At 60.7% G+C, this 23,765-nt stretch carries 25 protein-coding genes and 1 pseudogene; 5 read left to right on the forward strand and 21 right to left on the reverse strand.

What is annotated here, in order from left to right; translation table 11 throughout:
* Nucleotides 1-56: 56 nt before the first annotated feature.
* On the forward strand, nt 57-269 hold the full coding sequence (locus FHX06_RS26910) for a hypothetical protein (RefSeq protein ID WP_029869178.1): 213 nt from the start codon (nt 57-59) through the stop codon (nt 267-269).
* A 46-nt stretch (nt 270-315) separates the two neighbouring features.
* On the opposite strand, the gene FHX06_RS26915 is transcribed toward FHX06_RS26910, so the two are convergent.
* From FHX06_RS26915 to FHX06_RS26940, 6 genes are all read right to left on the reverse strand, one after another.
* On the reverse strand, nt 316-465 hold the full coding sequence (locus tag FHX06_RS26915; RefSeq protein WP_029869179.1) for a hypothetical protein: 150 nt from the start codon (nt 463-465) through the stop codon (nt 316-318).
* A 62-nt stretch (nt 466-527) separates the two neighbouring features.
* Nucleotides 528-821, reverse strand: coding sequence for a multiprotein-bridging factor 1 family protein (locus tag FHX06_RS26920; RefSeq protein WP_029869180.1), 294 nt, complete (start codon nt 819-821; stop codon nt 528-530).
* Nucleotides 818-2,092: an O-antigen ligase family protein gene (locus FHX06_RS26925; protein WP_113208797.1), complete on the reverse strand. Its 1,275-nt coding sequence runs from the start codon at nt 2,090-2,092 to the stop codon at nt 818-820. The genes FHX06_RS26920 and FHX06_RS26925 overlap by 4 nt, the downstream gene beginning before the upstream one ends.
* Entirely contained in the window at nt 2,089-3,651 is a 1,563-nt protein-coding gene (locus tag FHX06_RS26930) for an undecaprenyl-phosphate glucose phosphotransferase (protein ID WP_183881418.1), read from the reverse strand. The genes FHX06_RS26925 and FHX06_RS26930 overlap by 4 nt, the downstream gene beginning before the upstream one ends.
* A gap of 55 nt (nt 3,652-3,706) precedes the next feature.
* Nucleotides 3,707-4,876 carry a glycosyltransferase gene (locus tag FHX06_RS26935; protein ID WP_112544610.1) on the reverse strand — a complete coding sequence of 390 codons (1,170 nt, stop codon included), beginning with the start codon at nt 4,874-4,876 and terminating at the stop codon, nt 3,707-3,709.
* 3 nt (nt 4,877-4,879) lie between these two features.
* Nucleotides 4,880-5,455, reverse strand: a complete 576-nt coding sequence (locus FHX06_RS26940; protein ID WP_029869137.1) for a polysaccharide biosynthesis/export family protein — start codon at nt 5,453-5,455, stop codon at nt 4,880-4,882.
* A 187-nt stretch (nt 5,456-5,642) separates the two neighbouring features.
* On the opposite strand from FHX06_RS26940, the gene FHX06_RS26945 reads away from it, so the two are divergent.
* Nucleotides 5,643-7,820 (forward strand): GumC family protein, encoded by a 2,178-nt coding sequence (locus FHX06_RS26945; RefSeq protein ID WP_183881420.1) that lies wholly within the window; start codon nt 5,643-5,645, stop codon nt 7,818-7,820.
* A 3-nt stretch (nt 7,821-7,823) separates the two neighbouring features.
* On the opposite strand, the gene FHX06_RS26950 is transcribed toward FHX06_RS26945, so the two are convergent.
* Both FHX06_RS26950 and FHX06_RS26955 read right to left on the reverse strand, forming a co-directional pair.
* Nucleotides 7,824-9,059 carry a GNAT family N-acetyltransferase gene (locus FHX06_RS26950; RefSeq protein ID WP_183881422.1) on the reverse strand — a complete coding sequence of 412 codons (1,236 nt, stop codon included), beginning with the start codon at nt 9,057-9,059 and terminating at the stop codon, nt 7,824-7,826.
* A gap of 121 nt (nt 9,060-9,180) precedes the next feature.
* Nucleotides 9,181-9,390: a DUF2842 domain-containing protein gene (locus tag FHX06_RS26955; protein WP_029616260.1), complete on the reverse strand. Its 210-nt coding sequence runs from the start codon at nt 9,388-9,390 to the stop codon at nt 9,181-9,183.
* A gap of 115 nt (nt 9,391-9,505) precedes the next feature.
* Here FHX06_RS26955 and FHX06_RS26960 point away from each other — a divergent pair, with 115 nt between their 5' ends.
* A complete protein-coding gene (locus FHX06_RS26960; RefSeq protein WP_183881424.1) occupies nt 9,506-10,609 on the forward strand; it encodes a COX15/CtaA family protein in 1,104 nt (367 codons plus the stop codon).
* A gap of 15 nt (nt 10,610-10,624) precedes the next feature.
* Here the strand turns inward: FHX06_RS26960 and FHX06_RS36325 are convergent.
* Nucleotides 10,625-11,421, reverse strand: a pseudogene (locus FHX06_RS36325) (hypothetical protein).
* 58 nt (nt 11,422-11,479) lie between these two features.
* On the reverse strand, nt 11,480-12,544 hold the full coding sequence (locus FHX06_RS26970) for a linear amide C-N hydrolase (RefSeq protein WP_183881426.1): 1,065 nt from the start codon (nt 12,542-12,544) through the stop codon (nt 11,480-11,482).
* A 225-nt stretch (nt 12,545-12,769) separates the two neighbouring features.
* On the opposite strand from FHX06_RS26970, the gene FHX06_RS26975 reads away from it, so the two are divergent.
* Entirely contained in the window at nt 12,770-12,937 is a 168-nt protein-coding gene (locus FHX06_RS26975; protein ID WP_183881428.1) for a hypothetical protein, read from the forward strand.
* Between the two features lie 10 nt (nt 12,938-12,947).
* Here FHX06_RS26975 and ubiA read toward each other — a convergent pair whose 3' ends face one another.
* From ubiA to cml, 9 genes are all read right to left on the reverse strand, one after another.
* Complete coding sequence (ubiA, locus tag FHX06_RS26980) at nt 12,948-13,862, reverse strand: 4-hydroxybenzoate octaprenyltransferase (protein WP_183881430.1); 915 nt, start codon at nt 13,860-13,862, stop codon at nt 12,948-12,950.
* Nucleotides 13,863-13,987: 125 nt separating this feature from the next.
* A complete protein-coding gene (locus tag FHX06_RS26985) occupies nt 13,988-14,341 on the reverse strand; it encodes a VOC family protein (protein WP_113118057.1) in 354 nt (117 codons plus the stop codon).
* A gap of 100 nt (nt 14,342-14,441) precedes the next feature.
* A complete protein-coding gene (locus FHX06_RS26990) occupies nt 14,442-16,262 on the reverse strand; it encodes an ABC transporter ATP-binding protein (protein WP_183881432.1) in 1,821 nt (606 codons plus the stop codon).
* Nucleotides 16,263-16,485: 223 nt separating this feature from the next.
* Nucleotides 16,486-17,250, reverse strand: coding sequence for a DUF4239 domain-containing protein (locus FHX06_RS26995; protein WP_112544595.1), 765 nt, complete (start codon nt 17,248-17,250; stop codon nt 16,486-16,488).
* 62 nt (nt 17,251-17,312) lie between these two features.
* Nucleotides 17,313-18,104, reverse strand: a complete 792-nt coding sequence (locus tag FHX06_RS27000) for a sulfite exporter TauE/SafE family protein (RefSeq protein ID WP_183881434.1) — start codon at nt 18,102-18,104, stop codon at nt 17,313-17,315.
* 75 nt (nt 18,105-18,179) lie between these two features.
* Nucleotides 18,180-19,103, reverse strand: coding sequence for an N-acetyl-gamma-glutamyl-phosphate reductase (gene argC, locus FHX06_RS27005; RefSeq protein WP_113118060.1), 924 nt, complete (start codon nt 19,101-19,103; stop codon nt 18,180-18,182).
* An 80-nt stretch (nt 19,104-19,183) separates the two neighbouring features.
* Nucleotides 19,184-20,137, reverse strand: a complete 954-nt coding sequence (gene speB, locus FHX06_RS27010; protein WP_183881436.1) for an agmatinase — start codon at nt 20,135-20,137, stop codon at nt 19,184-19,186.
* On the reverse strand, nt 20,127-20,495 hold the full coding sequence (locus FHX06_RS27015) for an antibiotic biosynthesis monooxygenase family protein (RefSeq protein ID WP_112544587.1): 369 nt from the start codon (nt 20,493-20,495) through the stop codon (nt 20,127-20,129). The genes speB and FHX06_RS27015 overlap by 11 nt, the downstream gene beginning before the upstream one ends.
* Nucleotides 20,496-20,600: 105 nt before the next feature.
* Nucleotides 20,601-21,788: a CmlA/FloR family chloramphenicol efflux MFS transporter gene (gene cml, locus FHX06_RS27020; protein ID WP_210300633.1), complete on the reverse strand. Its 1,188-nt coding sequence runs from the start codon at nt 21,786-21,788 to the stop codon at nt 20,601-20,603.
* Between the two features lie 278 nt (nt 21,789-22,066).
* On the opposite strand from cml, the gene FHX06_RS27025 reads away from it, so the two are divergent.
* A complete protein-coding gene (locus FHX06_RS27025; RefSeq protein ID WP_183881438.1) occupies nt 22,067-22,444 on the forward strand; it encodes a VOC family protein in 378 nt (125 codons plus the stop codon).
* Nucleotides 22,445-22,497: 53 nt separating this feature from the next.
* Here the strand turns inward: FHX06_RS27025 and rpsI are convergent, their stop codons facing one another.
* Entirely contained in the window at nt 22,498-22,971 is a 474-nt protein-coding gene (gene rpsI / locus FHX06_RS27030) for a 30S ribosomal protein S9 (protein ID WP_018114578.1), read from the reverse strand.
* 3 nt (nt 22,972-22,974) lie between these two features.
* Complete coding sequence (gene rplM / locus FHX06_RS27035) at nt 22,975-23,439, reverse strand: 50S ribosomal protein L13 (protein WP_018114579.1); 465 nt, start codon at nt 23,437-23,439, stop codon at nt 22,975-22,977.
* Nucleotides 23,440-23,765: the final 326 nt, after the last annotated feature.

The following is a 23,765-nucleotide window of genomic DNA, read 5'->3' on the forward strand; positions in this document are numbered from 1 at the left end:
GAGGGCGTCGGCTGCGCAGGATGATGCGTCATGCCCTCTGAGGGAAATGCGGCGCGATGTTGAAATCGTCAGTTCATCCCCAGGATTTACCGCTCTTTTCGGAAGATATAGACCTGTTGTCGCAGGTTCTGAATCAGGTTTGCGATGACAGCGGCATTACTCCCCGCACACCGGAAGCTGACAGGATCGGCGCTGCCCTCATCCAGCTCTACAAGCAAGGCGTGAAGGACAGCGGCAAGCTGACCATCCTCGCCAAGACCTATCTCTAAGGCGTCCTTGTCAGAATGCCTCAAGCTGAGCAGCAGGGCTCCACGCTCAGTTCTGCTCGATCGAGACCCCGTCCTTGCCGATGTTCATCTCGATGCCCTGAGGCTTGCTCTCCTCGTGATAGATGTAGGCGCCGAGGCCGACGACCAGGACGACGAGCGCGCCGATGACAAGATAAAGACCGCTGTTGCGATTCAAGACAGGCTACCCCCAACACGTTGACAGGACAGCCGAAACGCCCGAGAGAGCGCTTGGTTCCGTCAGTCGTCGTTGGCTGCGTTGAGGTTTTCCGGTCGGATGCCGTCATCGTTGGATGTCCGGGCGCGCAGGCGTATGCCGGGGCCTCCCTCGTCCTGATTGCCGCTGGCGATGAAGATGATGCCGCGGGCCTCCAGCGCATTGCGCACATCGATCATGGCGCGCGTCTCTCCTGCCCATTCGCCGTTTTCCAGCGCTGTCACCGTTTCGACGGAAAGTCCTGCATGTGCAGCGAGGTCCTCGATGCTCATGCCGATCATGGCGCGAGCGCCGCGTATCTGTGTTCCTGTAATCATGCCCGAAACTTAGCGCCTTTGCCGAACTTCTCAAGTGGTTGCGAGCGGGCTGAACGCCTGTGGCGAACTTCCAGCGCAGCACAGCCCCATACGATTCCGAACAGCAGGTAGACGTGGCGCCAGTGGTCGATGTCGATGACGTTGCCGATTGTCGCGTGGCCAAGGACGGAGATCCACGCGACCATGAGGAAAGGCTGCCATGGCCGGTCGAGCAGCATGTTGCGGAAGCCGAGAGTGAGCGTCCAGCACAGCATGCCGACATAGCTGACGAAGCCCAGCCAGCCGTAAGTGGTCAGCGATTTCAGCCAGATATTGTGCTCGTCTTCCGGAAACATCGTGCCGAAGACAAGCGGCCCGATACCGAGCGGCCGCTCCATCATCATCTGGAAACCGATGCGATGGCGGTCGAAACGGCCGAGATGCTCGCCGTCATATTGCTGTACGAGCTGGGCGCGGGCGGAGAAGAGCTCGCTGACCTTGGGGACCTGTAGCGCCACCACCAGCGAGGCGGCCATCAGGATGATGGCACCAAGTGACAGGATTAGCACCCTGAGCCGGAAAGCGCCGCTGCGCTCCTTCAGCAGCATGATGAAGATCAGTATCAACACGGTGACGGCGAAAAGACCCCAGGCGGCACGCGAGAAGGAGAGGAAGATGCCGAGCGCCAGGATGAGCAGCGCTCCCGCCTTGATCGGCAAAGTTCTGAGATTCCCGGCGAGAATGCCGTGGACGAGGTAGAGCGCCGGAGGCACGAGAAAGGGACCGAAAACGTTCGGATCCTGGAAGGCGCCCTTGGCGCGGTCGTAAAGGGTGAAAACTTCCGAGCCCGGAAAGGCATGGAAATAGCCGAGGATGCCGAGCATGGAGGTGATCACCGCCGCAAAGCTCCAGGCGTTGAAGATCAGCGGCAGCCGCTTATGGCTATCCTCGATGATGGCGGCATAAAAGATCGAGGTCAGCGCCAGGAAGGTGGAGACGGCAATATACATCGGGCCGGTCGCCAGGTCCCGCATCTGGGTGAGCGACAGCATGCCGCCGATGTTGAAAGTGAGTAGGAGTGCCAGGAGCGGCGCGGTGGTGCGGGATATCTTCAGGCCGAGGATGAACCACAGACCGACCAATCCTGCCATCCAGAGTTCATAAGGTGCCGGCTCGTCGATGACGAAGCCCGAAAGGAAGACGCCGAAAGCGACCGCCGCCGAGCCGATGAGGCGCAGCGTCAGCCGTTGCGGCTGCGCTACGCGCACAAGGGAGGCGTCGATCGTGCTCAATAGGCATTTTCCGTGTTGAGTAGCCGGATAGGCGTCAGGAACAGGATCTTGAGGTCGAACCAGAGCGACCAGTTCTCGATGTAATAGAGGTCGTAAGCCGTGCGGAACTTGATCTTGTCGTCATTGTCCACCTCGCCGCGCCAGCCATTGATCTGCGCCCAGCCGGTGACGCCTGGCTTGACGCGGTGGCGGGCAAAATAGCCGTCGACGATATCGGCAAAGGCACGGTCGTGCGCCTGGGCAAGCACGGCATGCGGGCGCGGGCCGACCAGCGAAAGCTCGCCCTTCAGCACATTGAAGAGCTGCGGCAATTCGTCGATCGAGGTTTTGCGAATGAAGCGCCCGACGCGGGTGACGCGGGGATCACCCTTGGTCACGGCCGCCTTCGCACTCGGGTCGCTCATGCTGGTGTACATGGAGCGAAACTTGAAGACGTTGATGACTTCATTGTTGAAGCCATGGCGCTTCTGCATGAAGAAGACAGGTCCTTCCGACGTCGCCTTCACGGCAATCGCCGTTGCCACCATGATCGGCCACAGCAGGCAGAGGGCGATGATGGTGAAGAAGATATCGAAAGCGCGCTTTGCAACGGAATCCCAGTCGCGGATCGGCTTCTTGAAGATGTCGAGCATCGGCACGTCACCGACATGCGAATAGGCGCGCGGCCGGAAACGCAGGCGATTGGCGTGAGCCGCAAGGCGGATATCGACCGGCAGCACCCAAAGCTTCTTCAGGAGCTCGAAGATGCGTGCTTCGGCAGACAGCGGCAGTGCAATGATCAGCATGTCGATGCGCGTCATCCGCACGAACTCCACGAGTTCGCTGACCGTGCCGAGCTTCGGATAGCCGGCGACCATGATCGGCGAGCGCTTCTCGCCGCGGTCGTCGAAGATGCCGCAGATACGAATATCGTTATCCGCCTGCTGCTCCAGCATGCGGATCAGTTCCTTGGCCGGCTCGCCGCCGCCGACGATGACGGCGCGGCGCTCCATGATGCCGTTGCGCGCCCAGTTACCTACGCCCTGTGCCACGAGGAAGCGTTCGACAACCAGGAAAATCGCTCCTGCAGCGAGCCAGATGGCGTAGGATTCCGCAGTCGCCGCGCTAAGCCCGCGGATGAGCGAGAAAGCGCCTGACGTCAGCACGAAGACGACGGCAAATGCCGCGAATGCACGCGGCAGATATCGCACACGGGCTCTGAGAGCCGGAATGGAATAGGTATCGGCAAGCTGAAGCGCTACCACGGTCAATGCCGAAACGATCGCCGCCATGACGGCCCGCATCAGGATACCGTCGCTGCCGTCCCCGGGGGCGAAATAAAAGGCGACGAGGCCGATGACGAATTGCGTGAGGAATTCCAGCAGTCGCAACTGGCCGATAATGATTGTCGGCGAATAGGTTCCGTCACGGAACTGCTCGGCAATCTGGCGTGCGTAGGGATTGATGCCAGGTGTCTCACCGGCCGCGTGCGCGGAGGTGCCGCTGCGTGTCTCCATGTCGGAAACCTGCTTGCGCAGGGCTTCGACGTCGAACTGTCCGCTCTTTTCCAGCTTGTTCATGGGGCTTCATCGCTCGTTGATGTGAGCGGGATAACAGAAAGCCCCTAAGAAACATTTACGAGGCGGCCGGACTTGCCTGTGCCGCAGCGGGATTGACGAGTTCGCCGTAGAGTTTCAGCACCTCGCGGGCCATGACCGGCGCGGAGAAGATCGATTTGACCGCATCAGGAGAGGGCATGACCTTGTCGTGCCAGCCTGGTACCGTCAGTGCTTCCGCCATCACACGCGCCAGATCGTCGGAATCTCCCGGTGTCACCAGTGCGGGACTATTCGCCCCGAGCACCTCCGGAATGCCGCCAACGCGCGAGGCGATGACGGTCTTGCCGGCGCCGAGCCCTTCCAGCACGATATAGGGCATGGCTTCGGCGCGGGAGGGTACGACGAGGTTCTGCGCCATGGAGAAGGCATCCTTCACGCGCATGGCCGGCAGCATGCCGATGCGCTTGCCGAGACCGCGCTCCACCATCATTTCGCGATAGCGGTCGCGTTCCGGCCCGTCACCGATCATCAGTGCCGAAAGCGGTCGACCGAGCAGGCGCTCGGTCTTGGCGAAGGCATCGATGAAGAGATCCGGTCCCTTGAGGTCGCGCAGCATGCCGACATAAATGAAGTGCACGGCATCCGAACGGGTCGGAATGTCGGAAAAGTCCCGCGCGCCGATACCGTTATAGATCAGACGGTTGGTGACCCGCGGCCGACCCACCTTGGTCGCATAGGTCTGGCGTTCATAGTCGCAGATGAAGACCAGTGCATCGGTAAAATATTCCTGCAGCCGCTCCATGCGCAGCACGAACTGGCCGAGCATGGAGGCGCGGGAATAATGCAGGCTTCCGCCATGCGCAGTATAGAGGCGGGCTACGCGATACCTGTTGACCCGCAAGGCTGAGCCGGCAAGCCGCGCAAGCACACCGCCCTTGGCGCCGTGCCCATGCAGCACATCCGGCCGCAAACTCCTGATTTCCTTGAACGTGTTCCAGAGAACCATCATGTCCGACGGGCTGATGGACCGCCTGATCGGAATACGTGTCAGGCCGAGCGAGAGATAGGGGCGGATATCGTCGAAGAGACGATCCTCATATTCGCCGCCGGTCGAACTGTCGCAGATGATGCCGATTTCGTGCCCCGCCCGGCTGTGTTCTTCGACCAGGTCGCGGACATGGCGGAAAATTCCGCCGACCGGCGACCGGAAGCAGTGAAGAATGCGGAGGGGCCTCTGTTCTGCCATCGGCTAGAAGAGCCGTTCACGAACATAGATCGTGTCGCCGGCGATGATCGGGCCGGAAATATTGACGCGGCCCGTCAGTACCTGTCCGTTGATCTTGCGCGTGACGTCGACCATGCTCTGGTTGGCACGGCTGGAAAAGCCGCCGGCAACGGCGATGGCGTTCTGCACGGTCATGCCGGGAACATAGGCATATTGGCCGGGCTGGCCGACTTCGCCCATGATGTAGACGGAGCGATAGCGGTCGACATCGATGGTGACATCGGGGTCGCGAAGATATCCCTGCTGCAGCTTCTGCGCGATCTGGCCGGAAAGCTGCTGCAGGGTGCGGCCACGGGCAGGGACCTGGCCGATAAGCGGGAAGGCGATATAGCCGGCCTGATCCACCGTATAGGTGTTGGTCAGCGTCGCTTGATCGAAGACGGTGATGCGCAGGCGGTCGCCACTATCGAGCGAATAGGGCTGGATCGTCGCCTGGTTGAAGGCCTTCGGCGCAGGCCGATAGGTGGTGCAACCGCCCAATGCAGCCGTCATGGCGGCGAGGCTCATAGCCATCAAGGTCTTGGGCTGGACGAAGGGCATCCGCTTGCTCACAGGAAGATAAATCGGTCGAGCCGTTATCGATCTATTAGGGTTAATGCCCGGTAAAAAATCCGCCGATTTCCGCAAATCCTTTATCAGATCCGTCTCATCTGCGAGGGATTTGCCATTAACCGTTGAGTTACCATGGTCGTTTACGCTTGCGGCAGTTTGTATTGGAGTAATGAGTATGTCCCGCGTAGCGAGTGATCAGGATGTGGACATCGACCTCGGCCAGCTTGTGCGCGCGGTCTGGGCCCGTCGCCTGAAGATATTGACGATCACCGCATTGGGTGCGGGTGTAGCATTTGCCGGCGCCAAGATAGTTTCGCCGCAATATCGCAGCGAGACGCGCGTCCTTATCGAGCCGCGCGCTCCCGCATTCGCCAATACACAGACCAACGACGCCAGTGCCGGACCACTGCTCGACGAGTTGAATATCTCGAGCCAGGTTCAGATCCTGCAGTCGGCGGACCTCATCAAGCAGGTCATCAACAATCTGAAGCTCTATAATCTGCCGGAATTCGATGCGGCTGCGAACGGGTCCGCGCTCACTGATATACTCGTGGCGCTGCACCTGAAGAAAAACCCGCTGGAAAACCCGCCGGAAGAGCGCGTCATCGACGCCTTCACGCAGCGCCTGCAGGTCTATCAGGTGCCAGGCTCGCGCGTCATCGGCATCACTTTCACCTCCAAGGATCCGAAGCTCGCCGCCAGCATTCCGAACGCCATGGCGCAGGTCTACCTGGCAATCCAGAGCGGTGCCAAGCTCGCTTCCAACACGGAGGCCACGCGCTGGCTCGAGCCGGAGATCGACAACCTGCGCCAGAAGGTGGGCGAGGCCGAGAAGAAGGTCGCCGATTACCGCACCACCCATGGTCTGCTGCAGACCAACGGCACCACGACCTTTACTGCACAGCAGCTCAACGATATCTCCATCGAGCTGACCCGCGTGCGCACCGACAAGGCGAATGCAGAGGCGAGGGCGCAGGCCGTGCGCAACGCGCTGTCTTCGGGCGAGCCCTCCGATACGCTAAGTGACATCATGTCGTCGCAGTCGATCCAGCGGCTGAAGGCGACCGAATCCGGGCTGCAGTCGCAGATTTCCGATTTGCAGACGAGCCTGCTCAACAACCATCCGCGGCTGAAGAGCCTGCGCGCCCAGCTTGCCGATATACGGACGCAGATCCGGCAGGAAACCCAGAAGATCCTCGCCAGCATCGAGAACGAAACCAAGGTGGCCGATCTGCGCGCCAAGGAGCTGGAGCAGCAATCCGATACGCTACAGGCCAACAGTGCCAGGGCGGGCGAGGATGCAGTGGGTCTCAACGCGCTGGAGCGAGAGGCGAATGCTCAGCGCCAGCTTCTCGAAACCTACCTCGTTCGTTACCGTGAGGCTGCTTCCCGTGCCGACCGCAATTCCAGCCCGGCCGACGCGCGCATTGTTTCCAAGGCGATCGAACAGGTCGATCCTTATTTCCCGAAAGTGGTGCCGATCGTCGTGGTCGCCGCTGTCGCAACGCTCATCATGAGCGCAATCGTCATCATGCTCTCCGAACTCTTCAGCGGTCGTGCACTGCGCCCTGTCGAGGCCAATGTCGGGGCCACCGACGTCGAGGCCACGAATATCCAGGAGAGGGTCGAGGAGGAAGGGCAGGGCGAGACAGCGCCTGTTCCCGCCCCGAAGCTCGTCAGGCCGAGCATGCTGACGGCGGCCATGGATGATGAGGAGGAGCCGGAAGCGGAGCCCGTAGAGGAAGCGCCTGCTGACGACAACGAATTCTCCGTTTCGTCCGTCGCGAGCTATCTGACCGACTGCCGTGCCCCCCTTGCCGTCTCCATATCTCCGAGTGGTGACAATGGCTCGGCGGCAACCGTCGCCCTGGCGCGTGTGCTCGCCGATACCGGACGCCGCGTGATCCTGGTCGATATGACCGGCAGCGGCTATCCGAGCGAACTGATGGCGGAAAATCCCGAAGCACTGGGCGTTACCGATCTTCTCTGCGGTGAGGCTGCCTTCGGCGAGACGATCCATGGCGACCGTATGTCGGACGCGCATCTGATCCCGCAGGGTGTGAGCGATGTGCGCCGCGCCATGCGGGGCGTCGACAGGCTGTCGCTGCTGCTCGATGCCCTGACTTCGGCCTATGATGTCGTCATTGTCGAATGCGGCGCGGCTGATGTTGCCGGGGTATCGCGGCTGACGCGCAGCAAGGAAATCGAGATCATCCTGTCGCTGCCCGAAATCGATGAGGCTGCTTTCGTCGGCCTCATGCAGGATTTCCAGAGCGCCGGTTACGAGCGCGTCGTCCTGATGTCGGGCGGCGAGGAGGCTGCCATGCGCAGCCCCGCGCGCCACGCCGCCTGATCTTCAGCCGAACTTGGCCCGGATGTTCTGGGCGAATTTATAGAGACCGGGGCGGGCCTTGATGAAGGCCTTGCCACGGGTGATCGCCCGGTGCGCTGCGCCGGCAGCGACGCCGATGCCGGAGATCGGCAGGACAACATCGTGATGGTCGGTTTCGATCGGCGCCCAGGAGCGCTTGTAGGTCTGATCACCGAGGCCGAAATCGAAGAGCGCGACTCCCTCGCCGTGCAGGCTTGAAATCATTTGCCAGAAGAGGAATTCGCCGGGGCTTGCATCGGCAATCAGATCCTCGTCGATCGCGCCGAACTGGCAGATGACGTGGTCGCCCTTGCGGGAAATCCCTGACAGGGCGGCAATACGTCCCTCATAGTCGCCCTTTAGGCGCAGAGCGCGCATCTCTAGGCCGAAGTCGTCTCCATTCCGCTTGTCGATGAGGCCGTGCAGGAAGGCCTTGGTCTGGGCATCGGCAAACACGTCGGGCAGGCCGAGCGACGCGAAGCGCGCGCTTTTCAGGTGGAAGAACATGTCGAGCAGTTCGTGTTGCTCCGAGGACGCTTCCGGCGCGATGTAGTCGAAGCCGCCGATTGCCTCCAGCCGCCGGCTTTGCGCGCGGAATTTCTTGCGCCTGCTTTTCGCGTTTAGCTGCTGCAGCGTCTTTTCGAACGTATCGAGGAGCGGAAGCTGGTAGGCGTGATTCTGGTTCTGCACCATGGGCAGGCCGGCGAGCATGTTGCGGCGGCTGCGCCATTCCAGCGGGATATTCTGCAAAAGAAGCAGGTCGGCCTTGCCGGCGAGTGCCGTGCGAAGACGAGCGGCAAGCTTGTGACTGTCAAGCAAGCCGCTGTCTTCGGCAAAGGCGTCGGAGACGAGGCCGGTGTTGATGTTGCTGTGGTCGGCGCCGATGAATTTGGCGATCCGCATGCCGCGGGAGCTGACGATCTCTACCGGCAGGATGAAGGCGGTATGGGTGCCGCACCTGCCGCGCAGGATAGCGAGCGGCCGGCGGAAGGCTGCCACCCAGGAGCTGCACCAGTCATAGCTCTGATGCAGCGAGGAAAGATCATCGCGTTCCAGTCTGCGCCATTCCGCCTCAAGCGGCTCCATCGTATCGAAAAGCTCGATCTCGAGTTCGGCCATGGCGAGTTTCATGCTCAGCTGCCGCAGCCGGGAAATGCCGGCTTCGGCCTGCGCTGCAGCGTCGAACGGTTGCTCGGGAACGTCGTGCCTCTGGGTCTGCACGGGTCTTCTCCAGTCAATAAGTTGCTGGAGGGCAAGCTAGGGCGCCAAGACGTATAATTGGTTTAACCGAGGCCCGCGCCCGGGCTTTTCCGCAGATCAGGGTTATTCTGCCGTTAATCGGCTATTGCTGCTTCGGGCCGGCCATCCACTTGATGATGACCATGGCCGGCAACACCCAGAGCAGGCCGGTGAGCGCGAAGTAAAGCAGATGTCCCCACCAGGGCGCGTTGCCGAGCGTCGCGACCGCGATCGTATTCGCCACAATCGCATAGAAAAGCACGAGGATGATGATCAGGATCGTGCCGATGAATTTGCGAAGGCGGATGGGCATCGTATAACTTTCGAACGGATGGGATTGAGCCGGCGCGACGGCATGCCGCAAAGGTTCGGGGCTTGTTTTGCATCAGCCGGTGGGGCAAATCAACTGCCGGATAAAAGGAGAGATCATGGCCGTCGCGAACCTGAACCCGGAGCAGGCGATCCGCACTGAAGTGCGCAGGCAGGACAATAACCGCCGCGCCGTGCGCATCTGGCTGGGCTTCGTGCTCTTGGCACTCTTCTGTCTGGTGCTCGTGGGCGGTGCGACGCGGCTCACCAATTCCGGCCTGTCCATCACCGAATGGAAGCCGATTCATGGCGTCATCCCGCCGCTGAACGCTGCCGAGTGGGAAGAGGAATTCAAGCTCTACCAGCGCATTCCCGAGTTCCAGCAGCTCAACAGCGATATGACGGTCGACCAGTTCAAGAGCATCTTCTGGTGGGAATGGGCGCACCGGCTGATCGCGCGCGGCATCGGCGTCATCTTCGCGCTGCCTCTGATCTTCTTCTGGGCGACCGGCCGCATCGAAAAGCGCCTGCGCTGGCCGCTTGCCGGCATCCTCGCGCTGGGCGGCCTGCAAGGTTTCATCGGCTGGTGGATGGTCTCGTCCGGCCTCTCGGTGCGCACGGATGTCAGCCAGTACCGGCTGGCCACTCACCTGGTCATGGCCTGCCTGATCTTCGCCTCCTGCATGTGGATCATGCGCGGGCTCTCGCCGCATTCCAGCGATCCGGCTCCGACGACGAATTCCCACCGCTGGGCGGCGGCGATTGCCATATTCTCGCTCTTCCAGATCTATCTCGGCGCGCTGGTCGCCGGCCTCGATGCCGGCTTTACCTACAATACCTGGCCGCTGATGGACGGCGCCGTGGTGCCTGGCGATCTCTTCATCCAGCAGCCCTTCTGGATCAACCTCTTCGAGAACCCGAAGACCGTACAGTTCATTCACCGTCTCGGCGCCTACACGCTCTTTGCGATCGCTCTCATCAATATGGTGATTGTCCTGCGCGCGGCATCCTGGACCACCCATGCGCGCCGTGCCGTGGTGCTCTTTTCGCTAATCACGATCCAGGCCGCGATCGGTGTCACCACACTGCTGCTGGAAGTGCCGCTGCACTGGGGCCTGCTACATCAGGCAGGCGCCCTCGTGGTCTTCGGTTTTGCCGTCGCCAACTGGCGCGGCTATTACGGCGAATATCCCCGCGCTACTGCGATCGCCGAGCGCGACTGAGCCGACGATCACCAGCTAGAATCTGTAAGTCATGCCGAGCACCGGGCCTTTCAGCGTGGTGTCGAACACGTGGCCGTCGGACTCATAGTCCACATCGAGGATTTTGTACCCCGCTGAAACTGACAGGCGATCGGTGAAGAGGTAATTGACCGTGGCGAGCGCCTGCCATGTACTGTCTGATCCGGCGCCGAAGCCGCCGAAATCGGCCTGAGCCTGAATGGAAAGTTTCGGCGTGATGGTGAAGAAGGTGCGGAAGCCGATGACCGGATCGACCCAGCCGAAATCCTCGCCATAGCTGCGCCGGAAGGCGCCGTAATTCACGGTCAGGTCATTCGAAATGTGCCATATCCGCACCCCGGCAAGCACGTCGAAGGTCACGTCCTGCCCGTCATAGACGCGGTAGCCGCCCTTGATCGTTGCCTGGAATTCTACCGTATCGACATCGGCGGTCAGTCCCGGTGTCGCCCCGACGACGGGCAGTGCTCCGATCGCGTGGCTGTCGGTCGTATCGACGTACATGAGATCGCCGATAGCACGAAGCGGTCATACCGGCCCCAGACATCGAGAAAGCCTCCGAAGTTCAGGTCCTCCATGATGTCGGAGAAGGACTTTTCGACCGAGAGGGTCGGCGCACGCCGGAAGGGAGAGATATCGCCGTCAATTCCCGCTGCCCAGAGGTAGGGTGTCACTTGCAGCGCCCATCCGGGCGTATTGCTCTCGACGGGTACCGGCGGCTCGGAAGTGTCCTGCGCACATGCGTCCGCCGCTGCCCCCGAAACCAGCACGCCAGCAATTATCATCCGTCTGAACATCCACCAGCCCTTTCCCGCAGTCAGAGATCTCTATTCATCCGCCCTGAGACGGGCGCCATCAGAGACCCTGGAAAGGAAAGGGCTCGGCGTCCTTGAAATCGACTGTCGCGTCCCCTGCAAAAATATGTGCCTGATCAGCACCGAGATCGAGCCTCTTCACCTTGCCCGTTTCCTTGGAGAAATCGATCTTCTTCAGGTCGACCCAGAACGTGTTCGGCGTCATCGCGGACTCGAAGAAATAGAGATCCCTCTTGTGGTCGAAGACGGTGCGCCAGCGCGTCGACGACAATTCCGGCTGATCCTGCGCCGATATGCCGAGCGGAACAGAGACGTTCCTGATGACACCGAAAACGCTCGCCAGCGTGCGGTCGGGTTCGCCGCTCTGGGGGATGGCCTTGATCAGGAAGGAGGCGCGGGCAAAGCGATCCGCCGCGCGGCTGGTTCCCGGAAGGAAGACCGTGCCGCCGATACCGTCCCAGTAGGTGTTGAGCGCCAGTTGCTCGTCGTAGGTCGGGGAATTGGTCATCACCTGGTACTGACGCCCGTGATGGATGATCTGTTTTCCGTTTACATATTCGACAATGGCGCTGTCACCGCTGGAATCGGAGAGCGACAGATGCAGGGTTGTCAGCCTGTTTTGCCCCGGCACATTATCGGTCACGATCGTGAAGGGCTCTTTCTCCAGTGCCGCGACCGCCTCACCAACTGTCGCGAAATTGTCGAGCGTATATTGCGCCCAGGCGGCAATCGTCAGGCCCGGTTTGCTGCCGGCGTCGAATTTCGGATATTCGGATTCCGTCAGCCAGAGAAGATTGGCGACGAGACCGGCCTCGTTCGCCCCGTCCGTGGTCGAGACGTCATAGCCGGTCGCCACCACCGACCCGTATTTCGCCGTCCAGCTGATGGAATTCGGCCCGGCCTCTCCGCTGCGGGATATGCCGCGCGGCAGGATGTAGAGGTTTGTGCCGATATCGTATTTCCAGTCCATCGACCGGGCGGTAATGACATTGCCGCCTTCCCCGAGGTAGACCATGCGGGTGCAGGCATTCGCCTGGTAGGGCGTCATCACCTGAATGCCAATAAGCGCAATTGCTGCAAAACGTCCCAGAATATTCGATTGCATGATCGCAAGTCCCCGGCTGGATCATTCAAACAACAGGCGCCATTGGCGCCTCTATCGCACGTTGCGTTTTGAATATGCACGCTTCCTGCGCTTATCTCAACTTGGGAATTGGCGTTCACAACGTGCGCCCTCAGGCAGACAGCCTCGCGGAAGAGTGAACGAGATCAAGGCCATGACGTGCTAAGCTGAAGACTGGCCAAAGTGTGATCTACGTAGGGGGCTCGAATGAACCGATTTCGCACATTCATAGTGGCAGGCGCGCTGATCACGCTTTCAGCGGTCGCCTCGGGCTGCACATCGACGGAGAAATATGGCTACGGCGAGGATACATCCTTCAACCCGGCTTGCGCCGGCGGTTTCCGTCCCAGCGATAATCGTCCCTGCTCGTATTGAGCCGCCAGGTTCACCAGGTTCCGACAAGGGATGAAGCTGCCAGCAATAGCCCGGTCAGAATATTCGCAAGGAACAAGCGGTAGTTCACATCCGGGCGGGCGAGGTCGATCCGCCGGACTTGCCACGCAAGGTGTGCGGCTATGACGAGCATTCCAAATGCGTAGGGCAGGGACATGCCGGATAACCAGCCACCGACCGACCAGGCAGCAATCGTCGATACATAGAAAAGACCGATAATGCGCTTGCCGCGCTCGCCGAACAGGATCGCCGTCGATTTCAATCCGAGCCGTGTATCGTCTTTCACATCGACATAGGCATAGACGGTGTCGTAGCCGATCTGCCAGGCGATGGCTCCCGCCCACATGAGGACGGGGCCGGCGGGAATCGCGCCGGCAATTTCCGCCCAGGCCATGAGCATGCCCCAGTTGAACGCTGCGCCGAGCACTGCCTGCGGCCAATGGGTAAAGCGTTTGCATAACGGATAGACGAACACCAACGGCAGAACGCAAAGGGCAACCAGCCGTGTATAGGGCGTCAGGAACAACAGGAGGGACGCAGCCAGGGCAAGTTCGATAGTGAGAAAGGTCACTGCCTGACCAATGCCGATCTGCCCGCTTGCCAGAGGCCGGAAACGGGTGCGCTCGACATGGCCGTCAAATTTCCGGTCGGCGATATCGTTGATCGTGGAGCCGGCGCTTCGCATCAGCAGGGCGCCGAGCGTGAAGACGGCAAGCTGCCGGACATCGGGCAGGCCATGAGCGGCCTGAAACAGAGCCGCCCAGCATGGAAACAGCGTCAGCCAGATTCCAACCGGGCGATCGAGCCGCGCGAGCCTCGTGTAAGGTCGCCATGTGCCCGGCAACAGCCGGTCCACCCAGTCGCCCTGATGAATATCACTCAAGTCCGGGCGGTTTGACGTGTTCATGGCGTGATCCGGATATTTTCGAAAATTCTCAATGAAAGCAGGTATTTTCTGCCTTGGACGGGCCTTTGCAGACTAGAGGTTTTCGCAGGCGTTGCAATGATCGGCCCTGCGTCAGACCGACCCATTCAGCCTGCGTGAGAAAGGATATTCAAAAGCTTGCCGCTGGGGTCGCGAATATAGAAGCGCCGTACGCCCCAGGGCTCGTCGGCCGGACCGTAGACGATCTGATGCCCGCCTGTGACCGCGCGCCGATGGACTTCGTCAAGATCATCGACCTCGATCGAAATGTCGGGCACTGCGGTTCCCGACCCACCCTCCGTCGCGATGCCGATCTGGGTGATTGCGCGCCTCTCAGACGCAAGGGTGACGATCCAGCCATGATCCATCACGACGTCGAGATCGAACAGCTCGGAATAAAAGTTGCGCACTTCTTCGATGGAAGCGGCGGCGATATTCGGAACGATGCGCAGCACTGTCATGTTGTTCCTCCCTCTGCGTGAAGAGAAATAGCACCTGGTCGATCTGCGGAACAGTTCGGGCCTGTCCGCCGAACCATTCCGCATGTCATATTCACAGGCCTCAAATGCTCGCCTGCAGCCCATAGAGATTGGCATAAATGCCGCCGCACTCCATTAGCCTGTCATGATTGCCTTCTTCTGCGATACCGTCGCCGGTAAGCACCAGGATACGGTCGGCATGGCGGATCGTCGAAAGCCTATGGGCGATCACGAGTGTGGTGCGCCCTTTGGCAAGCGTCAGGAACGCCTGTTGGACAGCCCGCTCGCTTTCATTGTCGAGCGCGCTCGTCGCCTCGTCGAAGATGAGGATGGCAGGGTTCTTGAGGAAGGCGCGAGCGATGGTCAGCCGCTGACGCTGACCGCCCGACAGCTTTACGCCGCGTTGGCCGATATCGGTCTGATAGCCCTGCGGCAAAGCCATGATGAATTCATGCGCATGAGCCGCGCGGGCCGCAGCTTCCACCTCTTCGTCTGTGGCATCCGGGCGACCGTAGCGGAGGTTGTCCGCCACAGTTCCGGCGAAGAGATAGACATCCTGCTGCACCACGCCGAGGTGCCGGCGCAGCGAGGTGAGCGTCACATCGCGAATATCGGTGCCGTCGATTTCGATCGAGCCGTCGGTGACGTCGTAAAAGCGGGGAAGCAGCGCGCAGAGCGTGCTTTTCCCCACACCGGACGGGCCGACGAGCGCAACGAATTCGCCCGGCCGGATGGTCAGCGACAGGTTGCTGAGCACCTCCGCCCCGTCATCATAGCTGAAATCGACATTTGACAGCCTGATCTCTCCCCTCGGCGTATGCAACGTGCGCGCCGAAGGACGATCCACCACGTCTGGATCGATCTCCAGGATCTCCATCGCCCGCACGAAGCCGGTGTAACCCTCCTGCCAGAGCCGGGCGAGGTTGGCCATCCGCTTGACCGGATCGACGAGGACGCCGACGCAGAGCAGGAAGGTGAGGAGATCGGCAATGGTGAGTTCCGCCGCAAGGATGCGCAATCCGCCGAGGATGACGACCAGAAGCGTGATGATCTGGGCGAAGGTCTCGGCGCCGGCGGAAAACCATGCTTCGCTGCGGTAGCCATCGGCGCGGCTTTCGAGGAAGCGCCGGTTCAGGACAGCAAAGCGTCTCCGTTCCAGATCCTCGTTCGCGAAGGACTGGACGACGCGGATGCCGGCCAGTGCATCCTCGACCCTTTCGTTGACGGCGGCGATCTCCTGCTTGCTCGCTTCGAGAGCGCGGTTCATGCGCCTGTTGAAGTGCAGGGCATAGGCCACTGCAAATGGCGTCAGCAGAAGGATCAGAAAGGCAAGCTGCGGATCGATGAAGAACAGGACCGTCATGGCCCCGCTATATTTCAGGAAGGCGATCAGCAGATCTTCCGGCCCGTGATGAAAGAGCTCACCCAACCAGAAGGAGTCGCCGACGATGCGGCTCATCAATTGGCCGGTGCGGTGCCGGTCGTAGAAGCCGAAGGATAGTTTCTGGCAGTGGTCGAACAGTTCCTGCCGGATATTCGCCTCGATATGCGCACCCATCATGTGGCCGCGATAGTCGACGAAGAAGATCGCGCCCGTCTCGATCGCGACGATGGCCAGCATGACGCCACCCATGCCGAGGATCTGCCAATAGGCCGAAGCGGTATCGGTGAGCGCGATGAGATGGCTCATCACGATATTGGCGCAGAGCGGCAAGGCTACTGCGGCGGCAGCAACCACGACGGCACAGGCAATATCGGCCATGAGCAGCGGAAGATGCGGCCGGAAATAGGACAGGAATTTGCGCAGGCGCAACTGGCGCCCGTTGTGGGTTTGCGATGCTGATGAGAGGTTGTGGTTATGACGCCGCGGGTTCTTCCTCGCGCGTGAAAGCAAACTGGACATGAAGACGGATATCCTGAGTGTTGATCTTGTTTTTCTGGTTGCTCAGGATCGTTTTCATCAGTGCCTCCCATCGGCGTGAAACCAGGGGCTGTGCGCCTTTCAAGCGGCACGGCCTTGCTGACAGCGTGCCGCTTTTACCGCAAAACGCTGCGAAAGGCGACAGTCTTTTTGTTCTGACGCGTGACAGCGGCAGGCTTGGGCCGGATCTTCGGGCCATTTCCGCTCACGGATCAGGCCCGCTGATTTCCTCCTGCAAGCGCTCGAAAGCCGTTGGAAACAGCGTCGCGGGTGGGCTGTACGGATTGGAGAAGGCGTAGATGAAGAAAAGGATGATGCCGGTAAAGATGCCGAAGATCGATAGCAGCAACAGGTTGCGGCCATCGGGCGCGTACGGGTAATAGCCGATCGCGGTGAAGATCACGCCCGAAACCGCGGCAAACCAGAAGATCAGACTGATGGAGTCGGTGCCGCTGTTTTCCCTTCGGTCGCGGGATTCCGAGATCATATGTATTTCCGCGAGCATGTGGCTGCGCAGGCTCTCCTGCTTGGCATTGGCAGGTACCAGTTCGAGAATCCTCAGATAAGCGTTGTTCCATTGGTCCCAGGCCGCCGAAGAGAGTTCGCCCGTGCGCCCGAGTTCACGCCATTCCTGCTCGATGACGATGCGGACATAATCCTTCAGCGCCTTCTGGATTGGTCCCTGCGCCTCCGGCCCAAAACGCTCGGCATCATAGAAGACATCGCCGACCGCGTTGCTTTCCACCGTACTTTCTGTTCGCAGGGCCTGGTATTCGATCATTTCCTGCGCAAAAACGAGGGCGAGGATGAGTGCATGCAAGCTGGCGATGCGGGTAATGACCGAACTGGCCAGTTCCCTGTCCCGTCCGCCTGGGTCACCGCCCATAACCAGATGCATGATGTAATAGGCCGCAAGCACCGTTGCGGTCGTGCCTCCAATGATGGCAATGCCGATCAGAACCGACGCCATTTAGCTCCCCTCATATGGGAGAGTGTAAGGCTTTCATATCAGACGGGCAATCATGTCGGGGACTACCGAAGCAGACTGTCGAACACAGGCATGCCGCCGATCGCCGAGGCTGCGATCAGAATATAGCAGGTCACGCGGAAGGTGCTCTCCTTGGCGAAGCCGAACAGTTTCGAACCGCCCCAGAGGCCGACGGCATAGGCAGGCAGCGTGACGATCGTAAGCGCAAAAACCGTGGAGACGAACAGCCCGCCGAAATAGTAGCTGACGAAGCTGAAGACCGTGGAGATCGAAAAGTAGAGGATGACGTTTGAGCGCACACGCGTGAAGTTGCTTTTGCCACCAAGCCAGTAGGCGACGACGGGTGGCCCACCGAGCTCTGCCGCGCCGCTGAAGAGACCGGCAACAAGGCCGATTGCTGCGCTGAGCGGAGCGATCGGCTTGCCATGATAGCGCCAGCCGGAGACAAGCAGCGCGAGCAGGCAGATGGCGATCGCCGAGATGATCCAGCGCAGCAAAAGCGGGTCCATGAGCGCCAAAACTGCCGTTCCCGTGGGAACACCGAGAGCGGCGCCTGCTGCCATCGTGAAGACCTCGCGCCTATCCGCGCCGCGCCATGCAGCCGGGATCATGCCAAGCGTCGCAAGCCCGTCGATGACCAGCAGCACAGGAGAGGTGAGCTTGGGCCCGATGACGGCACCGGCAAGCGGAATGAAGATGAGCGCGGCGCCGAAACCGGAAAACCCGCGCGCAAGGCCGGCAACGAATGCGAAGATGATCAACCCGGGGATGCCATGGTCGGGCAGCGCGGCGTCAAACCAGGCGCGCAGGCCAGCCATCAGCGCTTCCAGCGTCATCGATGAGGCTCCGTATTTCGGGGGAGAGACAGGGCAGGAGGCCCTGTCTAACGCAACTGCCTGATATGCCTGATATCAGGCGCCCAGCATCAGGTCCATGTTCTGCACGGCGGCGCCGGAAGCGCCCTTGCCAAGATTGTCATAGACCGCGACGAGCAGCGCCTGCGCAAGATCGTCATTGGCAAAGACGTGCAGGCGCATGCGGTTGGTGTTGTTGTAGATTTCCGGGTTGAGTTCCGGGGTGCGCTCTGACGTCTCCAAGGGGGCAACCTCCACGAAGCCCTTGATGCCGGCATAATAGTCGGCGATCGCTGCATGCAGGTCAGCACCCTTCGGCACCTTGGGCAGATGCGACAACTGCAGCGGAACGGTGACCACCATGCCCTGCGCGAAATTGCCGACGACCGGCTGGAAGAACGGCACGCGTCCGAGTTTCGCATAGCGTTGTAGCTCGGGAAGGTGCTTGTGCTTGAAGCTCAGGCCATAGGGCATGTATTCGGGCGCATCCTCGCCCTTGGCGACGTAGTCCTCGATCATCGTACGGCCGCCGCCGGTATAACCGGAAATGCCGTTGACCGTGACCGGGAAGTCGGCAGGCACGAGCCCGGCTTCGATCAGCGGGCGCAGCGTGGCGATCGGCCCCTGCGGCCAGCAGCCGGGATTGGCGACGCGCTTGGCCGAGGCGATGACGCCCGCCTGCTCCTTGCTCATTTCCGGAAAGCCATAGGCCCAGCCTTCGGCGACCCGGTGCGCCGTCGAGGCGTCGATCACCTTTGTGCGATCGTTCTCGATCAGGCTGACGCTTTCCTTGGCGGCATCGTCAGGCAGGCAGAGGATGGCAATATCGGCCTCGTTGAGCAGCGCTGCACGGACAGCCTTGTCCTTGCGGCTTTCGGTCGGGATCGACAGCAGCTCAAGATCGCGGCGCTCCGCCAGACGCTCGCGGATCTGCAGACCCGTCGTTCCAGCTTCGCCATCGATGAAGATCTTTGCTGCCATGATTATCCTGCACTTTCAGTGAGTTCGGATTGTTTCCGGAATCAGTTTGCCATGAAGTTGAATCAATTTGATAACAGCAGTCATCCTGCCGTCGCGCGCCGTTCGGCGTGGAGGCCCAGCATATACATTGCGACCGTCGCCCCCGCAATGGCGGTGATGTCGGCATGGTCATAGGGCGGAGAGACTTCGACGACGTCGGCACCGCGGATATCGAGCTGTTTCAGCCGCTGCAGCACAGAAAGGATCTTTGCACTGGAAGGACCGCCGGCAACCGGCGTGCCGGTGCCGGGTGCAAAGGCCGGGTCCAGGCAGTCGATATCGAAGGTCAGATAGGCAGGCGAACCCTTCGTATGCGAGATGATCGTCGAAGCGATATCCGATGCGCTCATCTCTTCGACCTGATGGCCATAAACCAGGTGGATGCCGAAATCTTCTGGCGCATGCGTACGGATGCCGATCTGGATCGAGCGGTCGGGATCGATGAGACCGGCGCGGACTGCACGGGCCACGAAGGAGCCGTGGTCGATACGGCGCTCGTCGTCCAGCCACGTGTCCTGATGCGCGTCGAACTGCACGAGCGCCAGTGGGCCGTGGCGATCGACATGCGCCTTCAGCAGCGGCCAGGTGACGTAATGATCGCCGCCGAGGGTGAGCAGGAAGGCGCCGCTGTCGAGAATGGCGCTCGCCTGCCGCTCTATGGCTGCAGGTGTATCCTGATGATTGCCGTAGTCGAGCAGGCAGTCGCCGTAGTCGATGACGGCCATTTCGGTGAAGAGATCGCGCTGAAACGGATATTGCGGATCGTTGTCGAAGATCGCCGACGCCCGGCGGATCGCCTGCGGCCCGAAACGCGTGCCCGGCCGGTTGGAGGTTGCGGCATCGAAGGGAATGCCCCAGACGACGGCATCAGCCCCTGTCAGATCCTTGGTGAAACGGCGGCGCATGAAGGAGAGCGCGCCGGCAAAGGTCGGGTCGGAGGCGGCCGATGTCAGGCTCTGCGCCGTGAAGGCATGGTCGATGGTCTTATTCGCCATGGGAAGCTTGCTCCTCTGCGGTAAAGTCATAGGCGCGTTCTACCCGCGCAATGCGAACCTTATATTGCTTGTACCAGCGCTCACGGCCGAGGCGCTGGGCGGCGAGATGGTTTGCGACCTGCTTCCAGGCCTTCAGGCTTTCCTCGTCGGCCCAGTAGGAATTGGTGATGCCGAAGCCATCGGCATCCCGTGCGCTTTCGGCCCCAAGACAGCCCGGCTGCTGCAGCGCGAGCTCCGCCATCCGGTCTGCCATGGCGCCATAGCCATTGTCGCCCTCGGTGCGAACGGACGAGAAGGTCACGACGTAATAGGGCGGTTCGGGCGTGGTGGCGAAGGGTGAGGGTTTGGCAGAGGGCATGATCGGATTCCTTGTCTCTGAAGGAAGGGGTAGGCGAGCTTCCTGCAGATTTCAAGGAAACACATTTCAAGCCGGGCGGCGGATCTTTTCCGCCGCCCTTTGGCATCAGCTGCGAGCGCGGATGCGCCACAGTGCAAACAGGGTGATAATACCCAACACCGTGCAATAGCCGGCGAGTGGCCATGCCGTATTGCCGTCCAACAGCAGCACAAAGAGCGTGCCAATGCAGCCGACGATCAGGCTCTCGACACAGAAGTAGAGTGCAACCGCCGTTCCGGCTGTTTGGCCAAAGGCCGCCAACGCCCCGTTTGCCGTAACCGCGGTCGTCAGCACGATGCCGACGGCGATCACCCACATCGGCAGGACGAAGCTGGCGAACGAGGGGGCAAGCAGCACCTCGCCGAGGCCGAGAAGCAATGCGCCGACAAGAAGCAGGCCCATGCCGCGGGCAAGGCTGCCGGCCATTCCCCATCGCGCGACGAAGCGGCCGGCAAAGCGTGCGGATAGGATCATCACCGCTGCCGCCGTGGCGAAGGAAAGGCTGAAGGCGAGACCCGAAAAGCCGGCATGATCGATCAACACCCGAGGTGCGATGGAAAAGAACACGAAGAAGGCGCCCATCGCCGCGCTGAAGCCTGTCGTGTAGGTCCAGAAATGCGCATTCGTCAGGATTGAACGCATGCTGATCGTTGTCGCGGCTGATGCCGCAGGCCTCGTTTCGTGCCAACCTCTCAGAGCGTTGAGGACCGACGCAAGCATCAGTCCCCCGAGCAACAGGAAGATGGCGCGCCAGCCGGCATGGTCGGCAATCACGGCGCCGGCGATCGGTCCGAGCGCCGGCACGAAGGAGAGGATCGCGCCAAGCAGGCTGTAGATGACGGCGCCTTCCGGCCGTGCTGCGTAGACATCGCGCACCGTTGCGAAGGTCGCTACAAGCGCCGCCGACGCGCCGGCCGCCTGAAGCAGGCGCAGCACGACGAACAGTGCGGCCGACGAAGTGGCTGCGAGCAACAGCGAAGAGATCGCAAACAGCAGCGCGCCGCCAAGCAGCACCGGACGCCTGCCGATCCGGTCCGACAGGGGTCCGAAGAGCATCTGTCCGGCGCCGAGAATGAGCATGTAGAGACTGAGGGTCAGTTGAACGAGTGTCGCCGATGTGCCGAGCGCTTCGGGCATCGTCGGAACGACAGGGAGGTAGATGTCCATGGCAAGCGAGGCCAGGATATCGAAGGGCGCCAGAAGCAGCAGCGCTGCCGGCAAGGAGCAAGTCCAGTTCCTGTTTTGGGAAGGCATAGCTATTCATCCGCTCGAATGAGTTCATCCGGCGGCGATCTGCCTTCTCATCGCAGTCTGGATTGATTGGACAGATGCCGCAACAACTTCAAAAGGTTGCTGCGGCCTATCTGTCTGCGGACGGGGTGGCTCCCATGTCAGGTCCTGTCTTGTCCGGTCTGAAACCTGACGTGGCTTTAACAGCCGGCAGTACCGGCGACAATAGGCGAGTAGCGCGTTGACTTCGCAAACCGCTTCCAAGAAGCTGCGCCGACTAAACCAGGAAGGAGCCACGAGCAATGTTCGACCACATTTCAATCGGGGTAAAAAGCCTCGATAGATCGCGCCAGTTTTACGATGCGGCACTGGCGGCGCTCGGCTATGAACGGCTGTCGAATTTCGACGGAACGATGGGATACGGCACCGAGAGGCCTGCCTTCTGGGTGAGTGAAGTGGAGCGCCCGGTGCCGGCCGATCGTGGCTCGGGGCTGCATTTCTGCTTCGTCGCCACGAGTGAGGAGGCCGTCAACGCCTTCTATGCCGCAGCACTTGCCAATGGTGGCGAGGACAATGGCGCACCGGGCATCCGCCTGGACTATAGCCAGTTCTATTATGCCGCCTTCATCATCGATCCTGATGTATATCGGCTGGAAGCCTTCTTCAACAAGCCGGAATAAAGAAAAGGCCGGGCGAAAACCCGGCCTTTCCATGAAAGCATGTCCGAAAGCGATTAGCGCTTCGAGAACTGGAACGAACGGCGGGCCTTGGCCTTACCGTACTTCTTACGTTCGACGACGCGGCTGTCGCGGGTCAGGAAGCCACCCTTCTTCAGGACCGAGCGCAGGCCCGGTTCGAAGTAGGTGAGGGCCTTGGACAGACCGTGGCGAACAGCGCCGGCCTGGCCGGAGAGACCGCCGCCTGCGACGGTTGCAATGATGTCGAACTGGCCGTCACGGGCAGCAGCAACGATCGGCTGGCGCAGGATCATCTGCAGAACCGGACGTGCGAAATATTCCGCGAATTCCTTGCCGTTGACGATGATCTTGCCGGAGCCCGGCTTGACCCATACGCGGGCAACGGCGTTCTTGCGCTTACCGGTCGCGTAGGAACGGCCAAGCGAGTCGACCTTGCGGACGTGAGCCGGAGCAGCAGCTGCTACTTCAGTCGACGTGCCGAGATCCTTCAGGGAGGAAAGGTCAGCCATTTATCAGGCGCTCCTTACGTTCTTCTTGTTCAGCGAGGCGACGTCGAGGACGGACGGCTGCTGTGCTTCGTGGGGATGGTTCGGGCCGGCGTATACACGCAGGTTCTTCATCTGGCGACGGCCGAGCGGGCCGCGGGGAACCATGCGCTCAACAGCCTTCTCAAGGACGCGCTCCGGGAAGCGGCCTTCGATGATCTGGCGAGCAGTACGCTCCTTGATGCCGCCGGCATAACCGGTGTGCCAGTAGTAAACCTTGTCGGAATACTTCTTGCCGGTGAAAACGACCTTGTCAGCGTTGATGACGATAACATTGTCGCCGTCGTCAACGTGAGGCGTGAAAGTTGCCTTGTGCTTGCCACGCAGACGCATAGCGATAACGGAAGCGAGACGGCCAACGACGAGCCCTTCGGCGTCGATGACGACCCACTTCTTCTCCACCTCTGCAGGCTTCTGGGAGAAGGTTGCCATAGTTGTTACTCTCTCTTGGATCCCCGTGCCCGAAGGCGATGGGGCGTTTCTTGTTGCTTGGCTTGGCTGCTCGAAAGACAGACCAAAAAAGAAAACAGCCCCGAAAGGCTGCATTTCCGGCGCGGCTTATAGCGGCAATCGATTAGCCGGTCAATACAAGCCATTCTGGCGGTCGGAAAAATAGCATAGAAAAAACAACAGGTTAATCGTGAGGTACAATGATACCTCACTTTAGTGCACTCGAAAACAGGAAGTTTCGCATCCGCAAAGTCCCGCACTGTCGTATTCGGCTCGAAATCGCCCCACCCTTGTGGCACAAGGACGGA

This window comes from Rhizobium sp. BK512 (genome assembly GCF_014194915.1).
Taxonomy (GTDB): domain Bacteria; phylum Pseudomonadota; class Alphaproteobacteria; order Rhizobiales; family Rhizobiaceae; genus Rhizobium.

Bases quoted from the DNA above. Each gene is read 5' to 3' on its own strand.
- FHX06_RS26910 (WP_029869178.1), top strand. From the start codon at position 57: ATGTTGAAATCGTCAGTTCATCCCCAGGATTTACCGCTCTTTTCGGAA.
- FHX06_RS26920 (WP_029869180.1), bottom strand. From the start codon at position 821: ATGATTACAGGAACACAGATACGCGGCGCTCGCGCCATGATCGGCATG.
- FHX06_RS26930 (WP_183881418.1), bottom strand. From the start codon at position 3,651: ATGAACAAGCTGGAAAAGAGCGGACAGTTCGACGTCGAAGCCCTGCGC.
- FHX06_RS26935 (WP_112544610.1), bottom strand. From the start codon at position 4,876: ATGGCAGAACAGAGGCCCCTCCGCATTCTTCACTGCTTCCGGTCGCCG.
- FHX06_RS26940 (WP_029869137.1), bottom strand. From the start codon at position 5,455: ATGCCCTTCGTCCAGCCCAAGACCTTGATGGCTATGAGCCTCGCCGCC.
- FHX06_RS26945 (WP_183881420.1), top strand. From the start codon at position 5,643: ATGTCCCGCGTAGCGAGTGATCAGGATGTGGACATCGACCTCGGCCAG.
- FHX06_RS26955 (WP_029616260.1), bottom strand. From the start codon at position 9,390: ATGCCCATCCGCCTTCGCAAATTCATCGGCACGATCCTGATCATCATC.
- FHX06_RS26960 (WP_183881424.1), top strand. From the start codon at position 9,506: ATGGCCGTCGCGAACCTGAACCCGGAGCAGGCGATCCGCACTGAAGTG.
- FHX06_RS26970 (WP_183881426.1), bottom strand. From the start codon at position 12,544: ATGCAATCGAATATTCTGGGACGTTTTGCAGCAATTGCGCTTATTGGC.
- FHX06_RS26975 (WP_183881428.1), top strand. From the start codon at position 12,770: ATGAACCGATTTCGCACATTCATAGTGGCAGGCGCGCTGATCACGCTT.
- ubiA (WP_183881430.1), bottom strand. From the start codon at position 13,862: ATGAACACGTCAAACCGCCCGGACTTGAGTGATATTCATCAGGGCGAC.
- FHX06_RS26985 (WP_113118057.1), bottom strand. From the start codon at position 14,341: ATGACAGTGCTGCGCATCGTTCCGAATATCGCCGCCGCTTCCATCGAA.
- FHX06_RS26990 (WP_183881432.1), bottom strand. From the start codon at position 16,262: ATGTCCAGTTTGCTTTCACGCGCGAGGAAGAACCCGCGGCGTCATAAC.
- FHX06_RS26995 (WP_112544595.1), bottom strand. From the start codon at position 17,250: ATGGCGTCGGTTCTGATCGGCATTGCCATCATTGGAGGCACGACCGCA.
- FHX06_RS27000 (WP_183881434.1), bottom strand. From the start codon at position 18,104: ATGACGCTGGAAGCGCTGATGGCTGGCCTGCGCGCCTGGTTTGACGCC.
- argC (WP_113118060.1), bottom strand. From the start codon at position 19,103: ATGGCAGCAAAGATCTTCATCGATGGCGAAGCTGGAACGACGGGTCTG.
- speB (WP_183881436.1), bottom strand. From the start codon at position 20,137: ATGGCGAATAAGACCATCGACCATGCCTTCACGGCGCAGAGCCTGACA.
- FHX06_RS27015 (WP_112544587.1), bottom strand. From the start codon at position 20,495: ATGCCCTCTGCCAAACCCTCACCCTTCGCCACCACGCCCGAACCGCCC.
- cml (WP_210300633.1), bottom strand. From the start codon at position 21,788: ATGCCTTCCCAAAACAGGAACTGGACTTGCTCCTTGCCGGCAGCGCTG.
- FHX06_RS27025 (WP_183881438.1), top strand. From the start codon at position 22,067: ATGTTCGACCACATTTCAATCGGGGTAAAAAGCCTCGATAGATCGCGC.
- rpsI (WP_018114578.1), bottom strand. From the start codon at position 22,971: ATGGCTGACCTTTCCTCCCTGAAGGATCTCGGCACGTCGACTGAAGTA.
- rplM (WP_018114579.1), bottom strand. From the start codon at position 23,439: ATGGCAACCTTCTCCCAGAAGCCTGCAGAGGTGGAGAAGAAGTGGGTC.